The organism is Streptomyces misionensis (assembly GCF_900104815.1).
GTDB lineage: Bacteria > Actinomycetota > Actinomycetes > Streptomycetales > Streptomycetaceae > Streptomyces > Streptomyces misionensis.
Genome location: NZ_FNTD01000004.1, coordinates 3,270,853 through 3,291,034 on the forward strand (window position 1 = coordinate 3,270,853; position 20,182 = coordinate 3,291,034).

Genomic DNA, 20,182 nt, shown 5'->3' on the forward strand with positions numbered 1-20,182 from the left:
AAATGAAAGCCCAGGTAATTGGCTCTCACAGCGCAGACCCTATCCGAATCACACCGATTAGCAGGAAACGGTAAATCGGCAGATCGTTTTTGTACAAAGGTCGGCAAGAAAGGGAACGCCCCGGTCCGATGGTCCATCGGCCCGGGGCGTTCCCGTCGTCCTACGGCTACGAGTGCGTGCGCAGCAGCGTCCGCATCGTCCGCATCGCCACCGACAGGTTGGCGAGGTCGAAGGAGTCCGAGCTGCGGATCTCCTCCAGGGTGGTGCGCGCCCGGCTCAGGATGGGGGCGTTGCGCTGCTCCCACTCCCCGAAGCGCTGCTCCGGCGTCGAGGTGCCGTTGCCCGCCGTGAGCACGTCCGCGGTGAGCGCCGCGTGGGCCGCGTACAGGTCCTCGCGGATGGAGGCGCGGGCCATGGACTGCCAGCGGTCGTTGCGCGGCAGCTCGATGATGCGGTCCATCAGCTGGCTGATGCCGAGGCGGTCGGCGAGGTCGTAGTAGACCTCGGCGACGTCCAGCGGCTCCTTGCCCATCCGGTCGGCCACCGAGACGATGTCGAGCGCCGGGAAGGCGGAGGAGAACCCGGCCACGCGGGCGGCCAGTTCGTCCGGGACGCCGGCCGCGGACAGCTCGTCGTACACGTGCTGGTACCACTCCAGGTCCGCGCCGCGCACCAGCTTGGGCAGCTGCTGCCAGACCTGCTCGACGCGCTCGGCGAAGAACTCCACCGTCTCGGCGAGCTGGATCGGCTGCGGGCGGTTGTTGAGCAGCCAGCGGGTGCCGCGCTCGACCAGGCGCCGCGAGTGCAGCCGGATCCGGGTCTGCACGTCCGCGTCGACCCGGTTGTCCAGGGCCTCCACCGCGTCCCACACCGGGGCCGAGCAGAAGATCGCGCGGGCCGCGGTCTGGGCGCGGACGATCTCCTCCAGGGAGGCGCCGGTCTCCTCGCGCAGCCGGTGCAGATACGTCGTACCGCCCGTGTTGACCGTGTCGTTGACCAGCACCGTGGTGGTGATCTCGCGGCGCAGCGGGTGGTTGTCGACGGCCTCCGCGAACCGCTCGCGCAGCGCGGTCGGGAAGTACGCGTGCAGCAGGGTGCGCAGGTACGGGTCGTCCGGCAGCGAGGTGTGCAGCAGCTCCTCGGCGACCGTGATCTTCGTGTACGCCAGCACCACGGCCGTCTCCGGGCCGGTCAGGCCCTGGCCCTGGGTGAGGCGCTCGCGGATCTGGCGGTCGGTCGGCAGGAACTCCAGGGCCCGGTCCAGGTGGCCCTCGCGCACCAGGTGGCGGATGAACCGCTGCTGGGCGTGGAGCATGTCCTTGGCCTGGAACAGCGCGTTGGCGAGCGCGGTGTTCTGCGCGTAGTTGTTGCGCAGGACCAGCGCGCCGACCTCGTCGGTCATCTCCGCGAGCAGCTTGTTGCGCTGCTTGACGGTCATGTCGCCGTCCGCGACCAGCCCGTTCAGCAGGATCTTGATGTTCACCTCGTGGTCGGAGGTGTCCACGCCGGCGCTGTTGTCGATCGCGTCGGTGTTGATCTTGCCGCCCTGTGCGGCGAACTCGATCCGGCCGAGCTGGGTCAGACCCAGGTTGCCGCCCTCGCCGACGACCTTGACCCGCAGGTCGGCGCCGTCGACGCGGATGGCGTCGTTGGCCTTGTCGCCGACGTCCGCGTTGGACTCCGCGGAGGACTTCACATAGGTGCCGATGCCGCCGTTCCACAGCAGGTCGACCGGCGCCTTGAGGATCGTCTTCATCAGGTCGGCCGGGGTCATCTTGGCGACCTTGTCCTCGATGCCGAGGGCCTCGCGGATGTGCGCGTTGAGCTGGATCGACTTGGCGCTGCGCGGGAAGATCCCGCCGCCCGCCGACAGCAGCTCCTTGTTGTAGTCCGCCCAGCTGGAACGGGGCAGCTCGAACAGGCGGCGGCGCTCGGCGTACGAGGTCTCCGCGTCCGGGTTCGGGTCGATGAAGATGTGCCGGTGGTCGAAGGCGGCGACCAGGCGGATGTGCTCGGACAGCAGCATGCCGTTGCCGAACACGTCACCGGACATGTCGCCGATGCCGACGACCGTGAAGTCCTCGGACTGGGTGTCCACGCCCAGCTCGCGGAAGTGCCGCTTGACGGACTCCCACGCGCCGCGCGCGGTGATGCCCATGCCCTTGTGGTCGTAGCCCGCCGAGCCGCCGGAGGCGAAGGCGTCGCCGAGCCAGAAGTTGTACTTCTCGGCGACCCCGTTGGCGATGTCGGAGAAGGTGGCGGTGCCCTTGTCGGCCGCGACGACCAGGTAGGTGTCGTCGCCGTCGTGCCGGACCACGTCCTTGGGCGGGACGACCTCGCCGCCGACCATGTTGTCGGTGATGTCCAGCAGCGCCGAGATGAAGGTCTTGTAGCTGGCGACACCCTCGGCCAGCCAGGCGTCGCGGTCCTTGGCCGGGTCCGGCAGCTGCTTGGCGACGAAGCCGCCCTTGGCGCCCACCGGCACGATGACGGTGTTCTTCACCATCTGCGCCTTGACCAGGCCCAGGATCTCGGTGCGGAAGTCCTCGCGCCGGTCGGACCAGCGCAGACCACCGCGCGCGACCTTGCCGAAGCGCAGGTGCACGCCCTCGACGCGCGGCGAGTACACCCAGATCTCGAACGCCGGGCGCGGCGCGGGCAGGTCCGGGATGGCCTGCGGGTCGAACTTCATCGACACGTAGTCGTGCGGGCTGCCGTCGGCGCGCCGCTGGAAGAAGTTGGTGCGCAGGGTCGCCTTGATGACGGTCAGGAAGGAGCGCAGGATGCGGTCCTCGTCCAGGCTCGCCACCTGGTCCAGCGCCGCGTCCAGCTCCTCCAGCAGTGCGTCCGTCAGCTCCAGGCCGGCCCCCTGCCGCTCCGGCGACATCCGCGCCTCGAAGAGGGAGACGAGCAGGCGGGTGGTGTGGACGTTGTTGCGGAGGGTGTCCTCCATGTAGTCCTGCGAGAAGGTCGAACCGGCCTGGCGCAGGTACTTGGCGTAGGCGCGCAGCACCATGGCCTCGCGCCAGTTCAGCCCGGCGCTGAGCACGAGGGCGTTGAAGCCGTCGTTCTCCGCGCGGCCGGTCCAGGTGGCGGCGAACGCCTCCTGGAAGCGCTCGCGGCCGTCGTCGCCCAGCAGGTCGCCGCCCGCGCCGCCGAGCGTCGGGATGCGCAGGCCGAAGTCGTAGATCCAGGCGGTGGTGCGGTCCGAGCAGCGCAGCTCGTACGGCCGCTCGTCGACGACCTCGACGCCGATGCGCTGGAGCACCGGCAGCACCGCGGACAGCGAGACGGCCTCGCCGGTGCGGTAGATCTTGAAGCGGCGCTCGTCGGGGGCGGCGCCCACCGGCTCGTACAGGCTCAGCGCGAAGTCGTTGCCCCTGTCGCGGGTGAGCCGCTCCAGGTGCACCAGGTCGGCGACGGCCGCGCGGGGGCTGTGGTCGGCCTTGTAGCCCTCGGGGAAGGCGTTGGTGTAGCGGCGCAGCAGCTCGGCGGCGCGCTCCTCGCCGCACTCGGCGTTGAGCGCCTCGGCGAACCCGTCCGCCCAGGAGCGGGCGGCCTCGACCAGGCGGGTCTCGATGCGCTCCTTGTCGGCGTCGGACAGCTCGGGCAGCTCGGTGCCCTGCGGGACGCGCACGACGAAGTGCAGCCGGGACAGGATCGACTCGGTGTTCCAGGCGGTGAAGTCGACGCTGGTGCCGCCCAGCTCCTCCTTCAGGATGTCGATGATCCGCAGGCGCACACCGGTGGTGTAGCGGTCGCGCGGCAGGTAGACGAGGGCCGAGTAGTAGCGGCCGTACTCGTCCTGGCGCAGGTAGAGCCGCAGCCGGCGCCGCTCCTGGAGGTAGAGCACGCTGGTGGCGATGGACTGGAGCTCGGCGGCCGGCGTCTGGAACAGCTCGTCGCGCGGGTAGGTCTCCAGGATCTGGAGCAGGTCGCGGCCGTCGTGGCTGTTGGGCGAGAACCCGGCGCGGTCCAGCACCTCGGCCACCTTGCGGCGGATGACGGGCACCCGGCGCACCGACTCGGTGTACGCGGCCGAGGAGAACAGGCCGAGGAAGCGCCGCTCGCCGACGACGTTGCCGTCCTTGTCGAACTTCTTGACGCCGATGTAGTCCAGGTACGACGGCCGGTGCACGGTGGCCCGGCTGTTCGCCTTGGTCAGCACCAGCAGCTTGTGCTCGCGGGCCTTGGCGCGCGCGTCGGCCGACAGCCGCTCGAAGGAGGGGCTGACCGGGTGCTGGTCGTCCTCCGCGTGCTGCGGGTCGGAGCGCAGGATGCCGAGGCCGGTGCCGGGCACGGCGGCCAGGGTGTCGTCCCCGCGCAGCTCGTACTCGCGGTAGCCCAGGAAGGTGAAGTGGTCGGAGGAGAGCCAGCGCAGCAGCTCGCGGGCCTCCTCGACCTCCGGCCGCGGCATGTCGGCGGGGACCGGCTCGGTCTCCAGCTCGCCGGCGATCCGGGTCGCCGCCTCGCGCATCTTCTCCCAGTCCTCGACGGCCTCCCGGACGTCGGACAGCACGCGCAGCAGGTCGGCGGCGATCTGCTTGAGGTCGGCGCGGTCGGTCTCCCGGTCGATCTCGACGTGGATCCAGGACTCGACGTGCGCGTCGTGCGGCAGGTCACCGGCGGAGGTGGGCGGGGTCGGCAGGACCTCCAGCAGCTTGCCGGTGAGGTCGCGGCGGACCACGAACTGGGGGTGGATCACGACGTGGATGCCGCGTCCGCCGCGCGTCAGCTCGTTGGTGACGGAGTCCACCAGGAACGGCATGTCGTCGGTCACGACCTCGACGACCGTGTGGCTGCACGTCCAGCCGTTCTCCTCGACCGTCGGGGTGTGCACCCGGACGTTCGCGGTGCCCTGGGGGCGGTTCTCGGCGAGACGGTAGTGCGAGACCGCGGCGCCGAAGGCGTCGACCGGGTCGCGGTCGGCGAGGTCTTCCGGTGCCGTGTGCAGGTAGTAGCGCTGGAGGAAGGCGAGGGTGGACTCGCTGTCCGGGGTGTCCGGGGCACCCTCCCCCGTCGTCCCGGTCGGTAGGTGCCCCCCGACCGGGCTGTTCTCAGCTACCCGGGCGGCCCTCTCGAGCAGCTCGGCCTTGGCTTCGTCCAGCTTGGTCTGCATTGTCCTCTGGCTCCTGTCGCGCGCCGTTGCGTGACGTAGAAGGAAGTACTGGCTCTTCCCCCGCGGCTCGACGCCACGGCCCGGGGTCTCCGGTCCGTTCCGACGCTATGCCGCGAGGTGAGATGAGCGGGGGGTATTCGGCCTTTTCCGACACGACCGCCGGGTGTGACGCTGCTCTCGGCACCGTCGCCGTCCGGGCCGTCCCCGGCGTCCGGGAGGCATCCGCGCCCCCGCACCGCCCGCGAAGACCAGCGACCGCCGCCCGGTCACGGAGGTACTCCGTGCAACCCGGGCGCAGGGCGGGAGCCGGATCGGCCCCGCGAGCTATCGCGCTGATCACGCCACAAGGCTATCGCTCCTCACCCTGGAACCGTCATGAGCCGTATGTGTACAAAACAGGGGGTCAAAGTTTGACGTTCTGCACAGCGTCCGGCGCCACCCGGGTGGCGTAACCGGAATCAGCCGGTCGAGGGGCGCGACGGGGTAGCGTCCGGCCGCCTCGCGCCGCACCCTGGGAACGACCAGGAGCCTGTCCCTGTCCGGAGGAGCGCCGACATGCCCGCGAAGATCCTCATCGTCACCGGTGACGCAGCGGAGTCCCTGGAAGTCCTCTATCCCTACCAGCGGCTGCGCGAGGAGGGCTACGGCGTCGACATCGCGGCCCCCTCCCGAAAGACGCTCCGCTTCGTCGTGCACGACTTCGAGCCCGGCTACGACACCTACACCGAGAAGCCCGGCTACACCTGGCCCGCCGACCTCTCCTTCGCCGAGGTGGACCCCGGGGAGTACGTCGCGCTGGTGATCCCCGGCGGGCGGGCCCCCGAGTACCTGCGCAACGATCCCGAACTGCGCAAGATCCTGAAGGCCTTCTTCGACGCGGACAAGCCGGTCGCCCAGATCTGCCACGGCCCGCTGCTCACCGCCGCGATCGACACCCTGCGCGGCCGGCGCGTCACGGCCTACCCGGCGCTGGAGCCCGACATGCAGGCGGCCGGCGCGAGCTTCCAGGACACGGAGACGGTGACCGACGGCACGCTGGTCTCGGCGCGGGCCTGGCCGGATCACCCCGGCTGGATGCGGGAGTTCCTCAAGGTGCTGCGCGCCAAGGCCCCGGTGAACTGAGGGGCGTGCACAGGGCGCCGAGGACCGGGCGGGGGCCGTCGCGACGCCCGGTCAGGCGGCTATGCGCTGCGCCACCTCGACGGCCTCCGCCAGCGTGTCCACCACGGGCACGCCGACCTCCTCCAGGCTGGCTCTGCTGTGCGAGCCCCCGGTGTACAGCACGGCCCCGGCGCCGACGTGCCGCGCCGCGACCGCGTCGTCCGCCGCGTCCCCGATCACCACCGTCCGCCCCGGGTCGACCGACCCCGCCAGCCGGGACAGGTGGCGCACCATGTGCTCCGCCTTGCTCCCGCCGGACGGGCCGGTGCGCCCGTCCACCCGGACGAAGTGCTCCTCGATCCCGAACCCCCGCACGAGCGGCACCAGTTCCTCGTGCCCGTACATGCTCAGCAGCGACTGGCTGTGGCCCGCCGACCGCCACCCCAGCAGCAGCTCGGCCGCGCCGTCGGTCAGCGCGCACCGCGCCCGCCGCTCCGTGTAGCACCGCTGGAAGACGCCGTCCATCAGCTGCCACTCGGAGTCGGTCGGCAGCCGCCCCATCAGCCGCTCGTAGAACTTCGGCACGGGCACGCAGTACAGCGCCCGGTACTGCTCCAGCGTGATCGGCGCCAGCCCCAGCTCCGCGAACGCGGCGTTGGTCGCCCCGATGATCGCCTCGTTGTCGTGGAAGAGCGTGCCGTTCCAGTCCCAGACGATGTGCGCGCTTGCCTGCTTCCCCATGCCCAAGACCGTACCCGGCCCCACTGACAATCCCGCCGGAACGCTCGTTTCTCCTGGTCAGCGCCGTCCGACGAGGTTGGGGATCTCCTGCGTGGCGAACCACAGCAGCTCGTGGTCGTCGGCGCCGTCCACCACGAACTGCGCGTCGTCGTCCCCGCCGTCCGCCGCCGCCAGCGCCCGCGCCGCCGCGGTCACGTCCTGCTCCGCGTCGTCGGCGTCGACGTGGACCGCCGCCGCCTTGGCGAGCGGCACGGTCACCTTCACGGTCACCTCGCCCAGCGCGGCCGGGTCGAGCCCGCGGTCCGGGTCGACGGTGGCGGCGCCGTCGGCGACGTCCACGGCCACCACGACCCGGCGCCGGGGCGCGTCGGCGTCGGCCGCGAGGAGCCGCAGGGAGGCCAGCGCGGCCCGGCCGAGCGCGGCGTACTCCAGCTCCTCGATGTCGTCGGAGAGGTACCACTCGCGCAGCGCGGGCGTGACGGCGTAGGCGAGGAAGGGGCCGGCCCCGAGCTCACCCGTCCGGTGCGCCTCGGCGAGGCCGGGGAGGGTCAGGGGGACGTAGACGCGCATGCTGGCCGCTCTTTCCTGGTCATGGGCTCCCCCGCCGTCCGGAGGGCCTTCAGGATACGTGCGGCTGTCCCCTTTCGGGTCCCTGCCCGCACCCCGCGAACGTCAACCCCACGGGCCGTTCCTCACCCGGTGCACCCGCTTGATCCCGGGCCCCGCACCCTTGTCCATCCCCCTGACCGGTGACCCTTCCCGCCCCCTCGCCGCCGGGGCCCGCCTCCTTGCCGCGCGCTCCCCGGCCCCGTACAAGAGCCCCACCAACTGGTTACCGCCCGGTATCCACCGGGCCCGCCGAACGGGGACCCCCATGAACAAGGTCATGAGCCGCACCCCTCACCCGCGTCCGCGCCCCCGCCACCGCCCGCCGACCCGCCACGACACCCGCCGGCCCGCCGGCGCCCCGCCCCGCACCCCCGCGAGGCGCGCGGCGCCCCCGCAGCCGCCCCGTACGGTCCCCGGTGAGGCCGCCGGGCGGTCTCGCCCCACCGATGTGTTCGCGGACCGTCTGCTGGCCGTCCTGAGCGGTCAGCGCCCCGTGCACTGGATGCTCCGCCACACGGCCGGCCGCGCCTACGACGACCTGGCCCGCCTCGCCGCCCGCCGCCCGCTGCGCGCCCGCGGCACCCGCCCGGTCGTCCGGGACATCGGCTACTACGTCGCCGGTGAGGGCGCCCTGGAGGTCTTCGCCCGCATCGCCGCCGGTGACCAGCTCCGCGCCCTGGCCTTCCGGCTGGAACTCGGCCAGGACCTGCGCTGGCGCTGCACCGCCGTGGAGACCGGCCCCCAAGGCCGGGCGGTCACCCCCTGACTCGGGCGCGCCACGCCTGCGACGGCACGCGAAAAGGGCCGGGTCCCCGAGGAACCCGGCCCTTGTTCAGGCGCTGCGCGTCACTTCTTGCGACGCCGCCCGCCCTTCGCCTGCTTACGGCGCTCCGCCCGGGTCAGCCCGTCCGACTCGGAACGCACCGGGCCGTCGTCCTCCAGGTCCCGCTCGACGATGCCGCCCTCGCCGTCCACCGTGGGCGCGGAGAAGTGCAGGTCCCGGCGCTGCGGGACGTCGAGCCCCTTCGCGCGGATCTCGGGACGGCCCGCGCCCGCCTGCGCCGGCACCGCGTCCTGGACGCCCTCGCCGACCGGCTCGGCCTCCTCGACCGGCACCTCCTCGACCTGCTGCTCCACCTGGACCTCCAGGTTGAACAGGTAGCCGACGGACTCCTCCTTGATGCCCTCCATCATCGCGGTGAACATGTCGAAGCCCTCGCGCTGGTACTCGACCAGCGGGTCCTTCTGCGCCATCGCGCGCAGGCCGATGCCCTCCTGGAGGTAGTCCATCTCGTAGAGGTGCTCGCGCCACTTGCGGTCGAGGACCGACAGCACGACCCGCCGCTCCAGCTCGCGCATGATCTCGGAGCCGAGCTGCGCCTCGCGGGCCTCGTACTGCTCGTGGATGTCCTCCTTGATGGACTCCGAGATGAACTCGGCGGTCAGACCGGCCCGGTCGCCGGCCGCGTCCTCCAGCTCCTCGATGGTGACCTTCACCGGGTAGAGCTGCTTGAAGGCGCCCCACAGCCGGTCCAGGTCCCAGTCCTCGGGGAAGCCCTCGGCGGTCTCCGCGGCGACGTACGCGTCGATGGTGTCGTCCATGAAGTGCTGGATCTGCTCGTGCAGGTCCTCGCCCTCCAGCACGCGCCGGCGCTCGCCGTAGATGACCTCGCGCTGCCGGTTGAGCACCTCGTCGTACTTCAGGACGTTCTTGCGGGTCTCGAAGTTCTGCTGCTCGACCTGCGACTGCGCCGAGGCGATCGCGCGGGTGACCATCTTGTTCTCGATCGGCACGTCGTCCGGCACGTTGGCCATGGACATCACGCGCTCGACCATCTGGGCCTTGAACAGACGCATCAGGTCGTCGCCGAGGGAGAGGTAGAAGCGGGACTCGCCGGGGTCGCCCTGACGGCCGGAACGACCGCGCAGCTGGTTGTCGATGCGCCGCGACTCGTGCCGCTCGGTGCCGAGGACGTAGAGGCCGCCGAGCGCCTCCACCTCCTCCTTCTCCGCCTTGACGGCCTGCTCGGCCTTCTCCAGGGCGGCGGGCAGGGCCGCGGCCCACTCCTCGATGTGCTCCTCGGGGTCGAGACCGCGCTGGCGCAGCTCCGCCTCGGCGAGGTCCTCGGGGTTGCCGCCGAGCTTGATGTCCGTACCACGGCCGGCCATGTTGGTGGCGACCGTCACGGCGCCCTTGCGGCCGGCCTGGGCGACGATCGACGCCTCACGCTCGTGGTGCTTGGCGTTCAGCACCTCGTGCTGGATGCCCCGCTTGCTGAGCTGCTGCGAGAGGTACTCGGACTTCTCGACGGAGGTGGTGCCGACGAGGATCGGCTGGCCCTTCTCGTGCTTCTCGGCGATGTCGTCGACGACCGCCTCGAACTTGGCCACCTCGGTGCGGTAGATCAGGTCGGACTGGTCCTTGCGGATCATCGGCCTGTTGGTCGGGATGGGGACCACGCCGAGCTTGTAGATCTGGTGGAACTCGGCGGCCTCGGTCATCGCCGTACCGGTCATGCCGGAGAGCTTCTTGTAGAGGCGGAAGAAGTTCTGGAGGGTGATGGTGGCGAGCGTCTGGTTCTCGTCCTTGATCTCCACCCCTTCCTTCGCCTCGATCGCCTGGTGCATGCCCTCGTTGTAGCGGCGGCCGGCGAGGATACGGCCGGTGTGCTCGTCGACGATCATGACCTCGCCGTCGATGACGACGTAGTCCTTGTCCTTCTTGAACAGTTCCTTCGCCTTGATGGCGTTGTTCAGGTAACCGACGAGCGGGGTGTTCACCGACTCGTAGAGGTTGTCGATGCCCAGCCAGTCCTCGACCTTGCTGACACCGGACTCGTGGATCGCGACCGTGCGCTTCTTCTCGTCGACGTCGTAGTCGCCGGTCTCCTCGACGCCCTTGAGCGGGTTGCCCGCCTCGCCCTTCTTCAGGCGCAGGACCAGCTTGGCGAAGTCGCCGTACCACTTGGTGGCCTGGTCGGCCGGGCCGGAGATGATCAGCGGGGTACGCGCCTCGTCCACCAGGATGGAGTCGACCTCGTCCACGATGGCGAAGTTGTGGCCGCGCTGCACCAGCTCGTCCTTCGACCACGCCATGTTGTCGCGCAGGTAGTCGAAGCCGAACTCGTTGTTCGTGCCGTAGGTGATGTCGCAGCCGTACTGCTCGCGGCGCTGGGCCGGCGTCATGTTGGCGAGGATGACGCCGACGTCGAGGCCCAGGAACTTGTGGACGCGGCCCATCATCTCGGAGTCGCGCTCGGCCAGGTAGTCGTTGACCGTGACGATGTGCACGCCGTCGCCGGACAGCGCGTTCAGGTACGCGGGCAGGGTGCCGACGAGCGTCTTGCCCTCACCGGTCTTCATCTCGGCCACGTAGCCGAGGTGCAGCGCGGCGCCGCCCATCAGCTGCACGTCGTAGTGACGCTGGCCCAGGACGCGCTTGGCGGCCTCGCGGACGGTGGCGAACGCCTCGGGGAGCAGGTCGTCCAGGCTCTCACCGTCGGCGTACCGCTGCTTGTACTCATCGGTGAGGGCCCGCAGCTCGGCGTCGGAGAGGTCGACGAAGTCCTCTTCGATGGAGTTGACCTGGTCCGCGATGCGGTGCAGCTTGCGCAGGATCTTGCCTTCGCCTGCACGCATGATCTTCGAGAGGACGGACACGGGGGCTGGTCTCCTTGCCGGTCGGGCCTGGGACGGTCGGTTTTCCATGTGACGTACTGAGCAACGGCCATCGTATGCGAGGACCCGGCCGCGCCGGGAGGGCCTGGCGTCCCGGCCACTGCTTCATCCGGGACAACGGACGGGGTATCCGGATAGTGCCGCATCCGCGCAGGGAATTGTGCGAAATGTGATCGCGTGCTCACGGATCGCGGAAACCGATGGCCCTTGCGGGACGATACGAGCAGAATCGGCCGATGGAACCCGTCACGCTCACCACCGGCCGGCTGCGGCTGCGCGCCGTCGGCCCCGAGGACACCGAGGCGGTGTTCGAGGCCGCCCAGGACGCCGACATCCGGCGCTGGACCACGATCCCCTCCCCGTATCTGCCGGAACACGCCCGCGGCTTCACGCACGAGATGGTCCCGGACGGCTGGGCCCTGGGTTCGATGTTCACCTTCGGGATCTTCCTCGCCGGCGGGGAGCTGGCCGGCATGCTCAGCCTCACGATGCACACGCCGGCCACCGCGGAGATCGGCTTCTGGGCCACCAAGGAGCACCGCGGCCACGGCTATGTCACGGAGGCCGTGCTCACCGCCTGCCGCTGGATCTTCACCGGCCGGGGCGTCGACCGTGTGGAGTGGCGCGCCGAGATCGGCAACCACGCCTCGCGCGCGGTGGCCGAGCGCGCCGGCTTCGTCCTGGAAGGCACCCTGCGCTCCGCGATCAGCAACAAGGGGGTGCGGCGGGACTGCTGGGTCGGCTCCCTGCTCCCCTCGGACCTCGGCCTGCCGTCCACCGCCCCGTACCTGCCGGGTCCGGTGCGATGACCGGGGCCCGGCACGCGTTGTCAGTGCCGGCGTCTATCGTCCGCAGACATGACGACCCTGCCGCGCCCGACCACCACGCTCACCGCGGACGACGCCCGCCGCATCGCCCTGCGGGCCCAGGGACTGCTCGGCGCGCCCGACCGGCGCGCCGGGGTCCGGGGGGTGCTGCGCCATCTCGGCGCGGTCCAGCTCGACACCATCTCCGTCCTGGCCCGCTCCCATGAACTCGTGCCGTACGCCCGCCTCGGCGCGGTCGGCCGCAAGACGGTCGAGAACGCCTACTGGAAGGACGTGCACGCTTTCGAGTACTGGTCGCACGCGGCCTGCATCCTGCCCATCGAGGAATGGCCGCACTTCGCCTTCCGCCGCCGCGCCTACCGCAACCGCCCGCACTGGAACCACGAACTCCCCGACGGCACCTACGAACAGGTCGTCAAGCAGCTGCGCGTCGAAGGCCCGCTGACCGCGACCGAGCTGGGCGGCGCCAAGCGCACCAGCGAGTGGTGGGACTGGTCCGGCACCAAGGTCGCGGTGGAACGGGCGCTGATGTACGGCGAGGTGGTGTGCGTCGAACGGCGCGGCTGGAAGCGGGTGTACGACCTCGCCGAACGCGCCGTCCCCGCCGAACTGCTGCACGACGAGCTGGACGACGCCGAGTGCCTGCGCCGCCTGGTCCGGCTGGCCGGTGAGTCCCTGGGCGTGGGCACCCGCGCGGACATCGCCGACTACCACCGGCTCAAGGGCGAGCAGGTGGACGCGGTGATCGCGGACTCGGGTCTGGTGCCGGTCGAGGTCGAGGGCTGGGGGAAGCCGGCCTGGGCGGACCCGGCGGCCCTGGTGGCACCGCCGCGCGGCCGCCACCGCACCACCCTGCTGTCCCCGTTCGACTCGCTGATCTGGGAACGGGCGCGCACGGAGCGCGTCTTCGGCTTCACCCACCGCCTGGAGGCGTACGTCCCCAAGCCCAAGCGGGTGTACGGCTACTTCGCGATGCCGGTGCTCGCGGGCGGCCGGCTGGTCGGGCGTGTCGACCCGGCCCGGGAGGGCCGCACCCTGGTCGCCCGGCAGGTCACCCTGGACGGCCCCAAGGCGGTCCCGGCGGTCGCCCAGGCCCTGGCCGAGGCCGCGACCTGGGTGGACTGCACCGACGTCCGGGTGGAGCGGGTGGACCCGCCCGCCCTGCGCGCCCCGCTGACCGCGGAACTCGCGCGCACCGTCGGGTGAGGCCGCGGCGCCGGGCGGGTTTCCCGGTCAGCGGATCTCCAGGATCTTCTCCCGCATCGCGTAGACCACGGCCTCCATCCGGGAGTGCAGCTGGAGCTTCTCCAGGATATTGCGGACGTGGTTCTTCACCGTGTTCTCGGAGATGAACAACTCCTTGGCGATATCCCGGTTGTTCATGCCGGTGGCGACGAGTTTGAGGACTTCCAGCTCACGGTCCGTCAACCGGGGCGCCGGCACCAGCCGGCGCTCGTCGGTGCGCTGGATCATCGACTTGAACTCGGTGAGGAGTTTCGACGCCATGGACGGGCTGATCTGCGACTGCCCGTCGGCGACCGCGCGAATGGCGGTGGCCACCTCGTCGGTGGAGATCTCCTTGAGCAGATATCCGGTGGCGCCCGCCTTGATCGCGTCGTAGAGGTCGGCCTCCTCGTCGCTGATCGTCAGCATGATGATCTTCGCGCTGGGAGCGACCTCCTTGATGGAGGTGCAGGCCTCGATCCCGCCGCGCCGGGGCATCCGGACGTCCATCAGCACGATGTCCGGCAGCAGGTCGGCCGCCTTGTCCACGGCCTCGGCGCCGTCCCCCGCCTCGCCGACGACCTGGATGTCCTCCTCGGCCGCGAGCACGATCTCCAGTCCGCGCCGGAACAGGGCGTGGTCGTCCACCACCAGGACTCTGATCGGTTCCCCGCGTGGCGGGCCCCCGTCGGGGGCCGTGCCGAGTACACCGTCGTCGGTGTCGTCGGCCTCCTCGCTCCGCATCGGTCCGAAGGTGTCCGCCATCGTTCCTCCCCCTGAAGGCTGTGGCCTGTGTGGTCCCGTGCCATCGCCAACCCAAGGCAGCGGCCCACCGGTTGGGCCCTTGCGGCCATGATTTCATGCCGGGACGGCACCGAGGCGCCGTGCGCGGCGCGAACCGGTCGCACACTGGTGCCCCGGGGGCGCACGCGCGCTCCAGGGGCACCGGTTCGGCTTCGGCCCGGGCGGTCAGCCGCCCAGCGTGCCCCCTGCCGCGGGGGGCTGCGCCTCGGCGACCATCGGGTCGGTGCTGAGGTGGATCACGCCGTAGTCGTAGGCGTGACGCCGGTAGACGACGCTCGGCTCCTTCGTCTCGGAGTCGACGAACAAGTAGAAGTCGTGGCCGACCAGTTCCATCTCGTAGAGGGCCTGGTCCAGGCTCATCGGGGAGGCGACGTGGGTCTTCTCGCGGACGACCAGGGGGCCTTCGCCCTTGACCTCCAGCGAGCCGATCTTCTTGGTCGGCACTCCGTCCGTCTCCTCCTCCCCCACGGGGAGGCCGTTTCCGTTCAGTGTCGCCACACCAGGGACGTGGTCGGGAACCTCCGCCGCCGAGATCCGGCGTGCGCCACGGCGCGAGAACCGCTTGTCGTGCTGCTTGCGCAGCCGCGCCTCCAGCTTCTCCGCCGCCAGGTCGAGTGCCGCGTACGGATCGCTGGCCGCCGCCTCCGCCCGGATCACCGGGCCACGGGAGCGGAGCGTGATCTCCACCCGGTCGCAGCGGTCGGCCTGTCGGGGGTTGGGCTCCTTGGACACCTCGACGTCGAGGCTGATCACCTTGCCGTCGAGCTTCTGGATCTTCTCCAGCTTCAGCTTGTCGGCCACGTGCTTGCGGAACCGCTCGGGCACCTCGGTCTTGCGGCCCTTGACGACGATGTCCACGCAGAACTCCGTTCCCGGATCGCTCCGCTGCTTCGGCGGAGCATCTCCCTTTCGCACCAGGTCCGGTGAGCACCGGACCTCGGACTTGGTGACGTCCACCTCCTCCTCCCCCATGGGCGGGATCTCCAGCCCACCGGCGCGGGTGAATTGCGGAAAACCCGCGGCGCGGCATTCGGATATGAGAGGTGTGGCCTGCGCCTTTCCTCACAACCGAACATATCTCGCCCGGACGGATGTCGTCACCCTCTACCGCGGTGTACCTCCGTTCAGGTGCATTGACCCTCTCAGTACCTGCAACGATGCCGGTCCGCAGTCAGTTCCCGGCTATTTCGAAGGTGTCCCGCGGAGCGGCGATCACGGCCGCATACGAGGGCGCGCCAAGGGCGTTCACCGCCGCGTTTTTCACTGCACCGTGCACCCACTTCCCCTTCTCCGGTCGCGTTCCGGTCTGTCGTTCTTCCCTTCCTTCCCGAGTTGCGTTCTCGTACACGGGCCTTGCGGCCCCGTTTCCCCTCCCCCGGCACCAGACGGTCCCCTCCCGCAGGGCTCGCGCCGCCTCCGCGAGCGTGGCACCGGTGGTGACGAGGTCGTCGACCAGCACCACCCGGCCGCCGCCGAGCAGCCGCTCACCGCCCTTGGCGACCTCCAGCGCGCCCGCGAGGTTCGCAAGGCGCCGCCGCGCGTCCAGCCCCGCCTGGTCCGCCACGGGTCTGCGCTGGCGCAGCACGGCCGCCACCCGGGCCGGGATCCCGGTGCGCCGCAACTCGCCGGCCGCCGCGAGCGCCATCCGCCGCACCGGATCGTGCCCCCGCGCCCGCACGGCCCACCGGGCGGACGGCACCGGCACGAGTACCACGGTCCCGGGCACCCCGAACGCCCCGACCGGTCCGCCGAGGCCCGCCCGCACGGCACCCGCCACGGCCGCGCCCAGCGCTCCGGTGAGCGTCAGCGCGCCCCGCTCCTTGTGGGCGAGGAGGAGCGCCCGCACCGCCTCCGCATAGGGCGCCGACGCGTACACCACCGGCAGCCCGGGCGGCTCCGGCAGCGGCCGCACCCGCCGGGGCGCGCCCCGGGCCAGTGCGGTCCGGCACCGCGGGCAGAGCGTCGTACGAGGTGCCCCGCAGCCCGCGCAGTCGGTCGGCAGCACCAGGTCGGTGAGGTCCCGCCACCACCCGCGCATGGCCACCACTGTGCCAAGGCCGGAGCGGGCCCACCACCCCTGTGGACAACGGCCTGTGGACAACCCGCGGAGACCGGCGCGGGACCGGCGCGGACCCGCACAAGACCCTGGTGGCGGCGCGGTCCCGACGCTCAGCCGGGATAGACCGGTGCCGTCCCGTCCTTGTCGACCTTCTGCCACTGCGCCCCGCTCGGCAGCCGTACGATCCCGTCGTCCGAGTAGGCCACCAGCGGCACCCGGTCGTCCTCGGACGCGGTGATCGCCTTCACCCCGGGCAGCGCGCCGGGCGCGGGACCGTCCAGGGTGGCGCCGTCGACCTGCACGTACCGCATCTGCTGCACGCCGCCCTGCTCCTGGCCGACCACCAGCAGTCTGCTGTCACCGGCCCAGGTCATGGCGCTCACCTGCTCCAAGTCGGGCGCCGCGGAACGGAGTTCGACCACCGAGGGGCCCTCGCCGGTCCGGTCGTCGCGCTCGATCCGGCCGATCAGCAGCGACTGCTTGCCGTCCTTCTCCACGACCAGCGCGACGCGCACGCCGTCGGCGGCCACCCGGACGTCCTTGATGTCCCCGGGCAGATCCGGCACGGCGACCTTCTCCGCCTTGGCGACGCCGCGCTCCACGACGTACAGCGCCGGGGCGCCGCGGTCGCGGTCGGCCACCCACAGGTCGCCGCGGGCGTCCCAGCTCGGAGTGGTCAGCCGCTCGTCGGGGGTCGCGCCCTTGCTGGTGACCAGCGCGGTGCCGAGCGTGCCGTCCGACGTCAGCGGCGTGACGTGCAGCGACGCGCCGTCGTCGTCGACCGCGGCCACGCTGTGCTCGTCCCGCGACACCGCCACCGACTGGAGCGTCCGGTCGCCCTCGCCGAGCACGCCCGGCACCGGCACGGAACCGGTGCCGGTGCTCCCGCTCGGCATCCGCACCAGCCGGCGCTTGCCGTCGACGTAGTACAGGTATTCGGGCCGCTTCGCCGATCCGTGCCACGCGGCGGACTCGGCGCGCTCCTCGGTGAGGTCGCACAGCCGGTGGCCGCCGATCCCCTGGAGTTCCACGGACTCCAGGGTCGGCGCCAGGTTCCGCAGGGTGAGCAGCACCTGGGTCGCCATCTCGGTGCACTTGGCCGCGGAGACCTGGGACTCCTTGAGGTTCAGGGGCACCGTCAGCCGGTTCTGGTCGTCCGGCGCCAGCCCGGACACGCCCTTCTGCAGGGCCGTACCGGTCGGGAAACTGGAGCGGACCACCGGATCGAGCCAGCTGGTCGGCCCCTTCAGCAGCGACCCGACCATCTGCGTCATCGGGTCGACCTTGCTGCGCACGAACACCGGATCGGCGACCGCGACCGGTTCCCCGGCGTCCCCGACCGACGTGCCGGAGGCGAAGTAGTACTTGTCGACGGACGTGTAGTTGCGCTGGAAGTCCGACTTGCCCATGACCACGCCGTCGGGCAGCTCGTCGATGCGCCACTGCCCGGTCTTGGCGTCCCGCACGAGGTGCACCTTCTTGCGGTAGGTGCCGTCGGCGGGCTGGTACGCCTGCCGGGCGTCGACCGTGGCCACCCGGCTGCCGGTGAGCACACAGGTGATGCTGTTGGTCACCTCCCGGTTGCCGGCGCGGCAGTCGGTCTCGATGCTCGGCCCGTTCGCGAGGACCGTGGCCGACTGCTCCGGCCGCCAGGTGCGCGCGGCGTCGGTCGTCAGGTACTTGCGCGCCGTGTCGTACGCGGGATCGTCGCTGGTCAGCGCCTCCAGGAAGCCCTGCATGATCTCGCCCGGGGTGGCATCGTCGGCCGGCGGCATGGCGAACACGCGCACCCCGGTGTCCTGCCGGGGCGTGGACTCCACGTCCCGCAGATCACCGCTGTCGGGCATCGAGGCGCACCCCGCCAGCAGAACGACCCCCAAGGCGGTGTACGCCGCCGCGCGCCATGGCCGCCGCCGGGCGCCCCCCTCGCGGTCAGCGCCCACGAAATGCCTCCCCTGGCTCGGTCGGGTCCTCCGGGCGCGCCGGTTCCGGCCGGGGCTCCGGTCGTACGGGATCGGGTCGTCCGGGTTCGGGCCGTACGTGCCGGGGCACCACGCGCGCCCCGTTGCCGTTGCCCGGCAGCGCGGTCGGGTCGGCGGCGGGCGGGACCGGGGCGCGCGGCGGCAGCGCGGGCGGGTGACCGCCGCCCTGCTGCGCCGGAACGGTCGCCCGCTTCTCCGCGCCCGCACGGCCCGTACCGGACCCGGCCAGGCCGCGGTTGCGGCGCGAGTCCTTGGGCTCCAGCGGTATCGGCGATCCCCGCAGCGGCTCGTCCGCGGTTCGGGGCAGCGTCAGCCGGAACTGCGACCCGCCGCCCGGCTCACCCCACGCCTGGAGCCAGCCGCCGTGCAGCCGCGCGTCCTCCAGGGCGATCGACAGCCCGAGGCCGGTGCCGCCCGTGGTGCGCGCGCGTGCCGGGTCGGCCCGCCAGAAGCGGCTGAACACGCGGGTCGCCTCGCCGGGCTTGAGCCCGACGCCGTAGTCGCGCACCGCGACGGCGACCGCGCCGCCGGCCGCGGCCATCTTCACGACGACGTCCCTGCCCTCGCCGTGCTCGACGGCGTTGACGACGAGGTTGCGCAGGACCCGCTCCACCCGCCGGGCGTCGGCCTCGGCGACCACGGGCTGCTGGTCGCCGACCACGCGTATCCGCGTGCCCTTGCGCTCGGCGAGCGGCTCGGCGCCACCGACCACGCGCCGCACGACCTCCCTGAGATCGATCGGCTCGGCCTCCAGCGCCGCCGCGCCCGCGTCGAAGCGGCTGATCTCCAGCAGGTCGGCGAGCAGCGACTCGAACCGGTCCAGCTGGTCGGCGAGCAGTTCGGCGGAGCGCGCGGTCACCGGGTCGAAGTCCTCGCGCGCCTCGTGGATGACATCGGCGGCCATGCGCACGGTGGTCAGCGGGGTGCGCAGTTCGTGGGAGACGTCCGACACGAACCGGCGCTGCATCCGCGACAGGTCCTCCAGCTGCTGGATCTTGCCCTGGAGGTTCTGTGCCATCTTGTTGAAGGCTTCGCCCAGGCGCGCGATGTCGTCCTCGCCGGTCACCTTCATCCGCTCCTGGAGACGCCCGGCCGACAGCCTCTCCGCGATCCCGGCCGCCATCCGCACCGGCGTGACGACCTGCCGCACCACCAGCCACGCGATGGCGCCGAGCAGGACGACCACGAACAGCCCGGCGGTCGCCAGGGTGCCCTTGACCAGGCTCAGCGACTTCTCCTCCTGCGTGAGCGGGAAGAGGTAGTACAGCTCGTACGGCCGTCCGTTGGGGTCGTTGACCTGCTTGCCGATGACCAGCGCGGGCTGGGAGTCCTTGCCGTTGGAGTAGACGATCCGGGTGTAGCTCTGCGCGGCAGTGGTCCCGCTGTTGACCCGGTCGCGCAGATCGGCGGGGACGCTGGAGGTCGGGTTGACGTTCCCGGAGCCGCGCGGGCTGCGGCCGCCGCCGCTGTCGTCACCGACGGGCAGCGTCACCACGTCGAAGGCGCCCGCGCCGCCGCTGGACAGCGACTCCACGAGGTCGCTCATCCACTGGATGACGTTCTGCGTCGGCCGTCCGTCCGCACCCGCGGTGCCGTCCGTACTGCCGTCGGCGGTGGCGGGCGCGGTGTCCGCACCCGTTCCGTTGGTGCCGGACGCCTCGTCGGCCCGCTGCTTGGCCACCGCGAAACCGCCCGTGGCCTGGCTCTGCGAGGCATGCACCTTCGCGTCCAGCAGGCCGTTGCGCACCTGCCCGATCACCACGAAGCCGAGCAGCAGGACCACGCCCAGCGACATCACCAGGGTGGTGGCGACGACCCTGAGCTGGATGTTGCGCCGCCACAGCCGCATCACCGGCAGCAGCGGCCGGCGCACCCAGCGCAGGAAGAGCCGCAGGACCGGGCTGCCCTGTACCCCGCCCTGCACCAGCCCGCCCTCGAAGAGCCGCCTGACGCGCGCACCCGCCGCCGTCCGGCCGACAGGCCGCTGCGGACGGTCTCCGGGCATGCCGGAATCCGAAGCGGCACTGTCCCCGGACAT

General features: G+C 71.4%; 13 protein-coding genes. 4 read left to right on the top strand and 9 right to left on the bottom strand.

Going from position 1 to position 20,182, the window contains the following annotated elements:
* Positions 1-166 precede the first annotated feature (166 nt).
* Positions 167-5,119, bottom strand: coding sequence for an NAD-glutamate dehydrogenase (locus BLW85_RS16485; protein WP_070022673.1), 4,953 nt, complete (start codon positions 5,117-5,119; stop codon positions 167-169).
* A 555-nt stretch (positions 5,120-5,674) separates the two neighbouring features.
* On the opposite strand from BLW85_RS16485, the gene BLW85_RS16490 reads away from it, so the two are divergent.
* Entirely contained in the window at positions 5,675-6,241 is a 567-nt protein-coding gene (locus BLW85_RS16490; RefSeq protein WP_070022672.1) for a DJ-1/PfpI family protein, read from the top strand.
* A gap of 51 nt (positions 6,242-6,292) precedes the next feature.
* Here BLW85_RS16490 and BLW85_RS16495 read toward each other — a convergent pair whose 3' ends face one another.
* Together BLW85_RS16495 and BLW85_RS16500 are read right to left on the bottom strand one after the other, a co-directional pair.
* Positions 6,293-6,961: an HAD family hydrolase gene (locus BLW85_RS16495; protein WP_074992449.1), complete on the bottom strand. Its 669-nt coding sequence runs from the start codon at positions 6,959-6,961 to the stop codon at positions 6,293-6,295.
* Positions 6,962-7,018: 57 nt separating this feature from the next.
* A complete protein-coding gene (locus tag BLW85_RS16500; RefSeq protein WP_070022670.1) occupies positions 7,019-7,531 on the bottom strand; it encodes a DUF6912 family protein in 513 nt (170 codons plus the stop codon).
* A gap of 304 nt (positions 7,532-7,835) precedes the next feature.
* Here BLW85_RS16500 and BLW85_RS16505 point away from each other — a divergent pair, with 304 nt between their 5' ends.
* Positions 7,836-8,336, top strand: a complete 501-nt coding sequence (locus BLW85_RS16505; RefSeq protein WP_070022669.1) for an Rv3235 family protein — start codon at positions 7,836-7,838, stop codon at positions 8,334-8,336.
* 80 nt (positions 8,337-8,416) lie between these two features.
* Here BLW85_RS16505 and secA read toward each other — a convergent pair whose 3' ends face one another.
* The gene (gene secA / locus BLW85_RS16510) at positions 8,417-11,230 is read right to left on the bottom strand and encodes a preprotein translocase subunit SecA (protein WP_070022668.1); all 2,814 of its coding nucleotides are present in this window, start codon (positions 11,228-11,230) and stop codon (positions 8,417-8,419) included.
* A 254-nt stretch (positions 11,231-11,484) separates the two neighbouring features.
* Here secA and BLW85_RS16515 point away from each other — a divergent pair, with 254 nt between their 5' ends.
* Together BLW85_RS16515 and BLW85_RS16520 are read left to right on the top strand one after the other, a co-directional pair.
* Positions 11,485-12,057 carry a GNAT family N-acetyltransferase gene (locus BLW85_RS16515; RefSeq protein WP_070022667.1) on the top strand — a complete coding sequence of 191 codons (573 nt, stop codon included), beginning with the start codon at positions 11,485-11,487 and terminating at the stop codon, positions 12,055-12,057.
* A gap of 48 nt (positions 12,058-12,105) precedes the next feature.
* Entirely contained in the window at positions 12,106-13,281 is a 1,176-nt protein-coding gene (locus BLW85_RS16520) for a winged helix-turn-helix domain-containing protein (protein ID WP_074992450.1), read from the top strand.
* A 27-nt stretch (positions 13,282-13,308) separates the two neighbouring features.
* Here BLW85_RS16520 and BLW85_RS16525 read toward each other — a convergent pair whose 3' ends face one another.
* The 5 genes from BLW85_RS16525 to mtrB form a co-directional block, all read right to left on the bottom strand.
* Positions 13,309-14,064 carry a response regulator gene (locus BLW85_RS16525; RefSeq protein WP_070022665.1) on the bottom strand — a complete coding sequence of 252 codons (756 nt, stop codon included), beginning with the start codon at positions 14,062-14,064 and terminating at the stop codon, positions 13,309-13,311.
* 204 nt (positions 14,065-14,268) lie between these two features.
* A complete protein-coding gene (hpf, locus tag BLW85_RS16530; protein ID WP_107409311.1) occupies positions 14,269-14,961 on the bottom strand; it encodes a ribosome hibernation-promoting factor, HPF/YfiA family in 693 nt (230 codons plus the stop codon).
* A 313-nt stretch (positions 14,962-15,274) separates the two neighbouring features.
* Positions 15,275-16,141, bottom strand: a complete 867-nt coding sequence (locus BLW85_RS16535; protein ID WP_074992451.1) for a ComF family protein — start codon at positions 16,139-16,141, stop codon at positions 15,275-15,277.
* 131 nt (positions 16,142-16,272) lie between these two features.
* Complete coding sequence (locus tag BLW85_RS16540; RefSeq protein ID WP_177330008.1) at positions 16,273-18,105, bottom strand: LpqB family beta-propeller domain-containing protein; 1,833 nt, start codon at positions 18,103-18,105, stop codon at positions 16,273-16,275.
* Positions 18,095-20,182, bottom strand: coding sequence for an MtrAB system histidine kinase MtrB (gene mtrB / locus BLW85_RS16545; protein WP_079172349.1), 2,088 nt, complete (start codon positions 20,180-20,182; stop codon positions 18,095-18,097). Before mtrB ends, BLW85_RS16540 begins: the two co-directional genes overlap by 11 nt.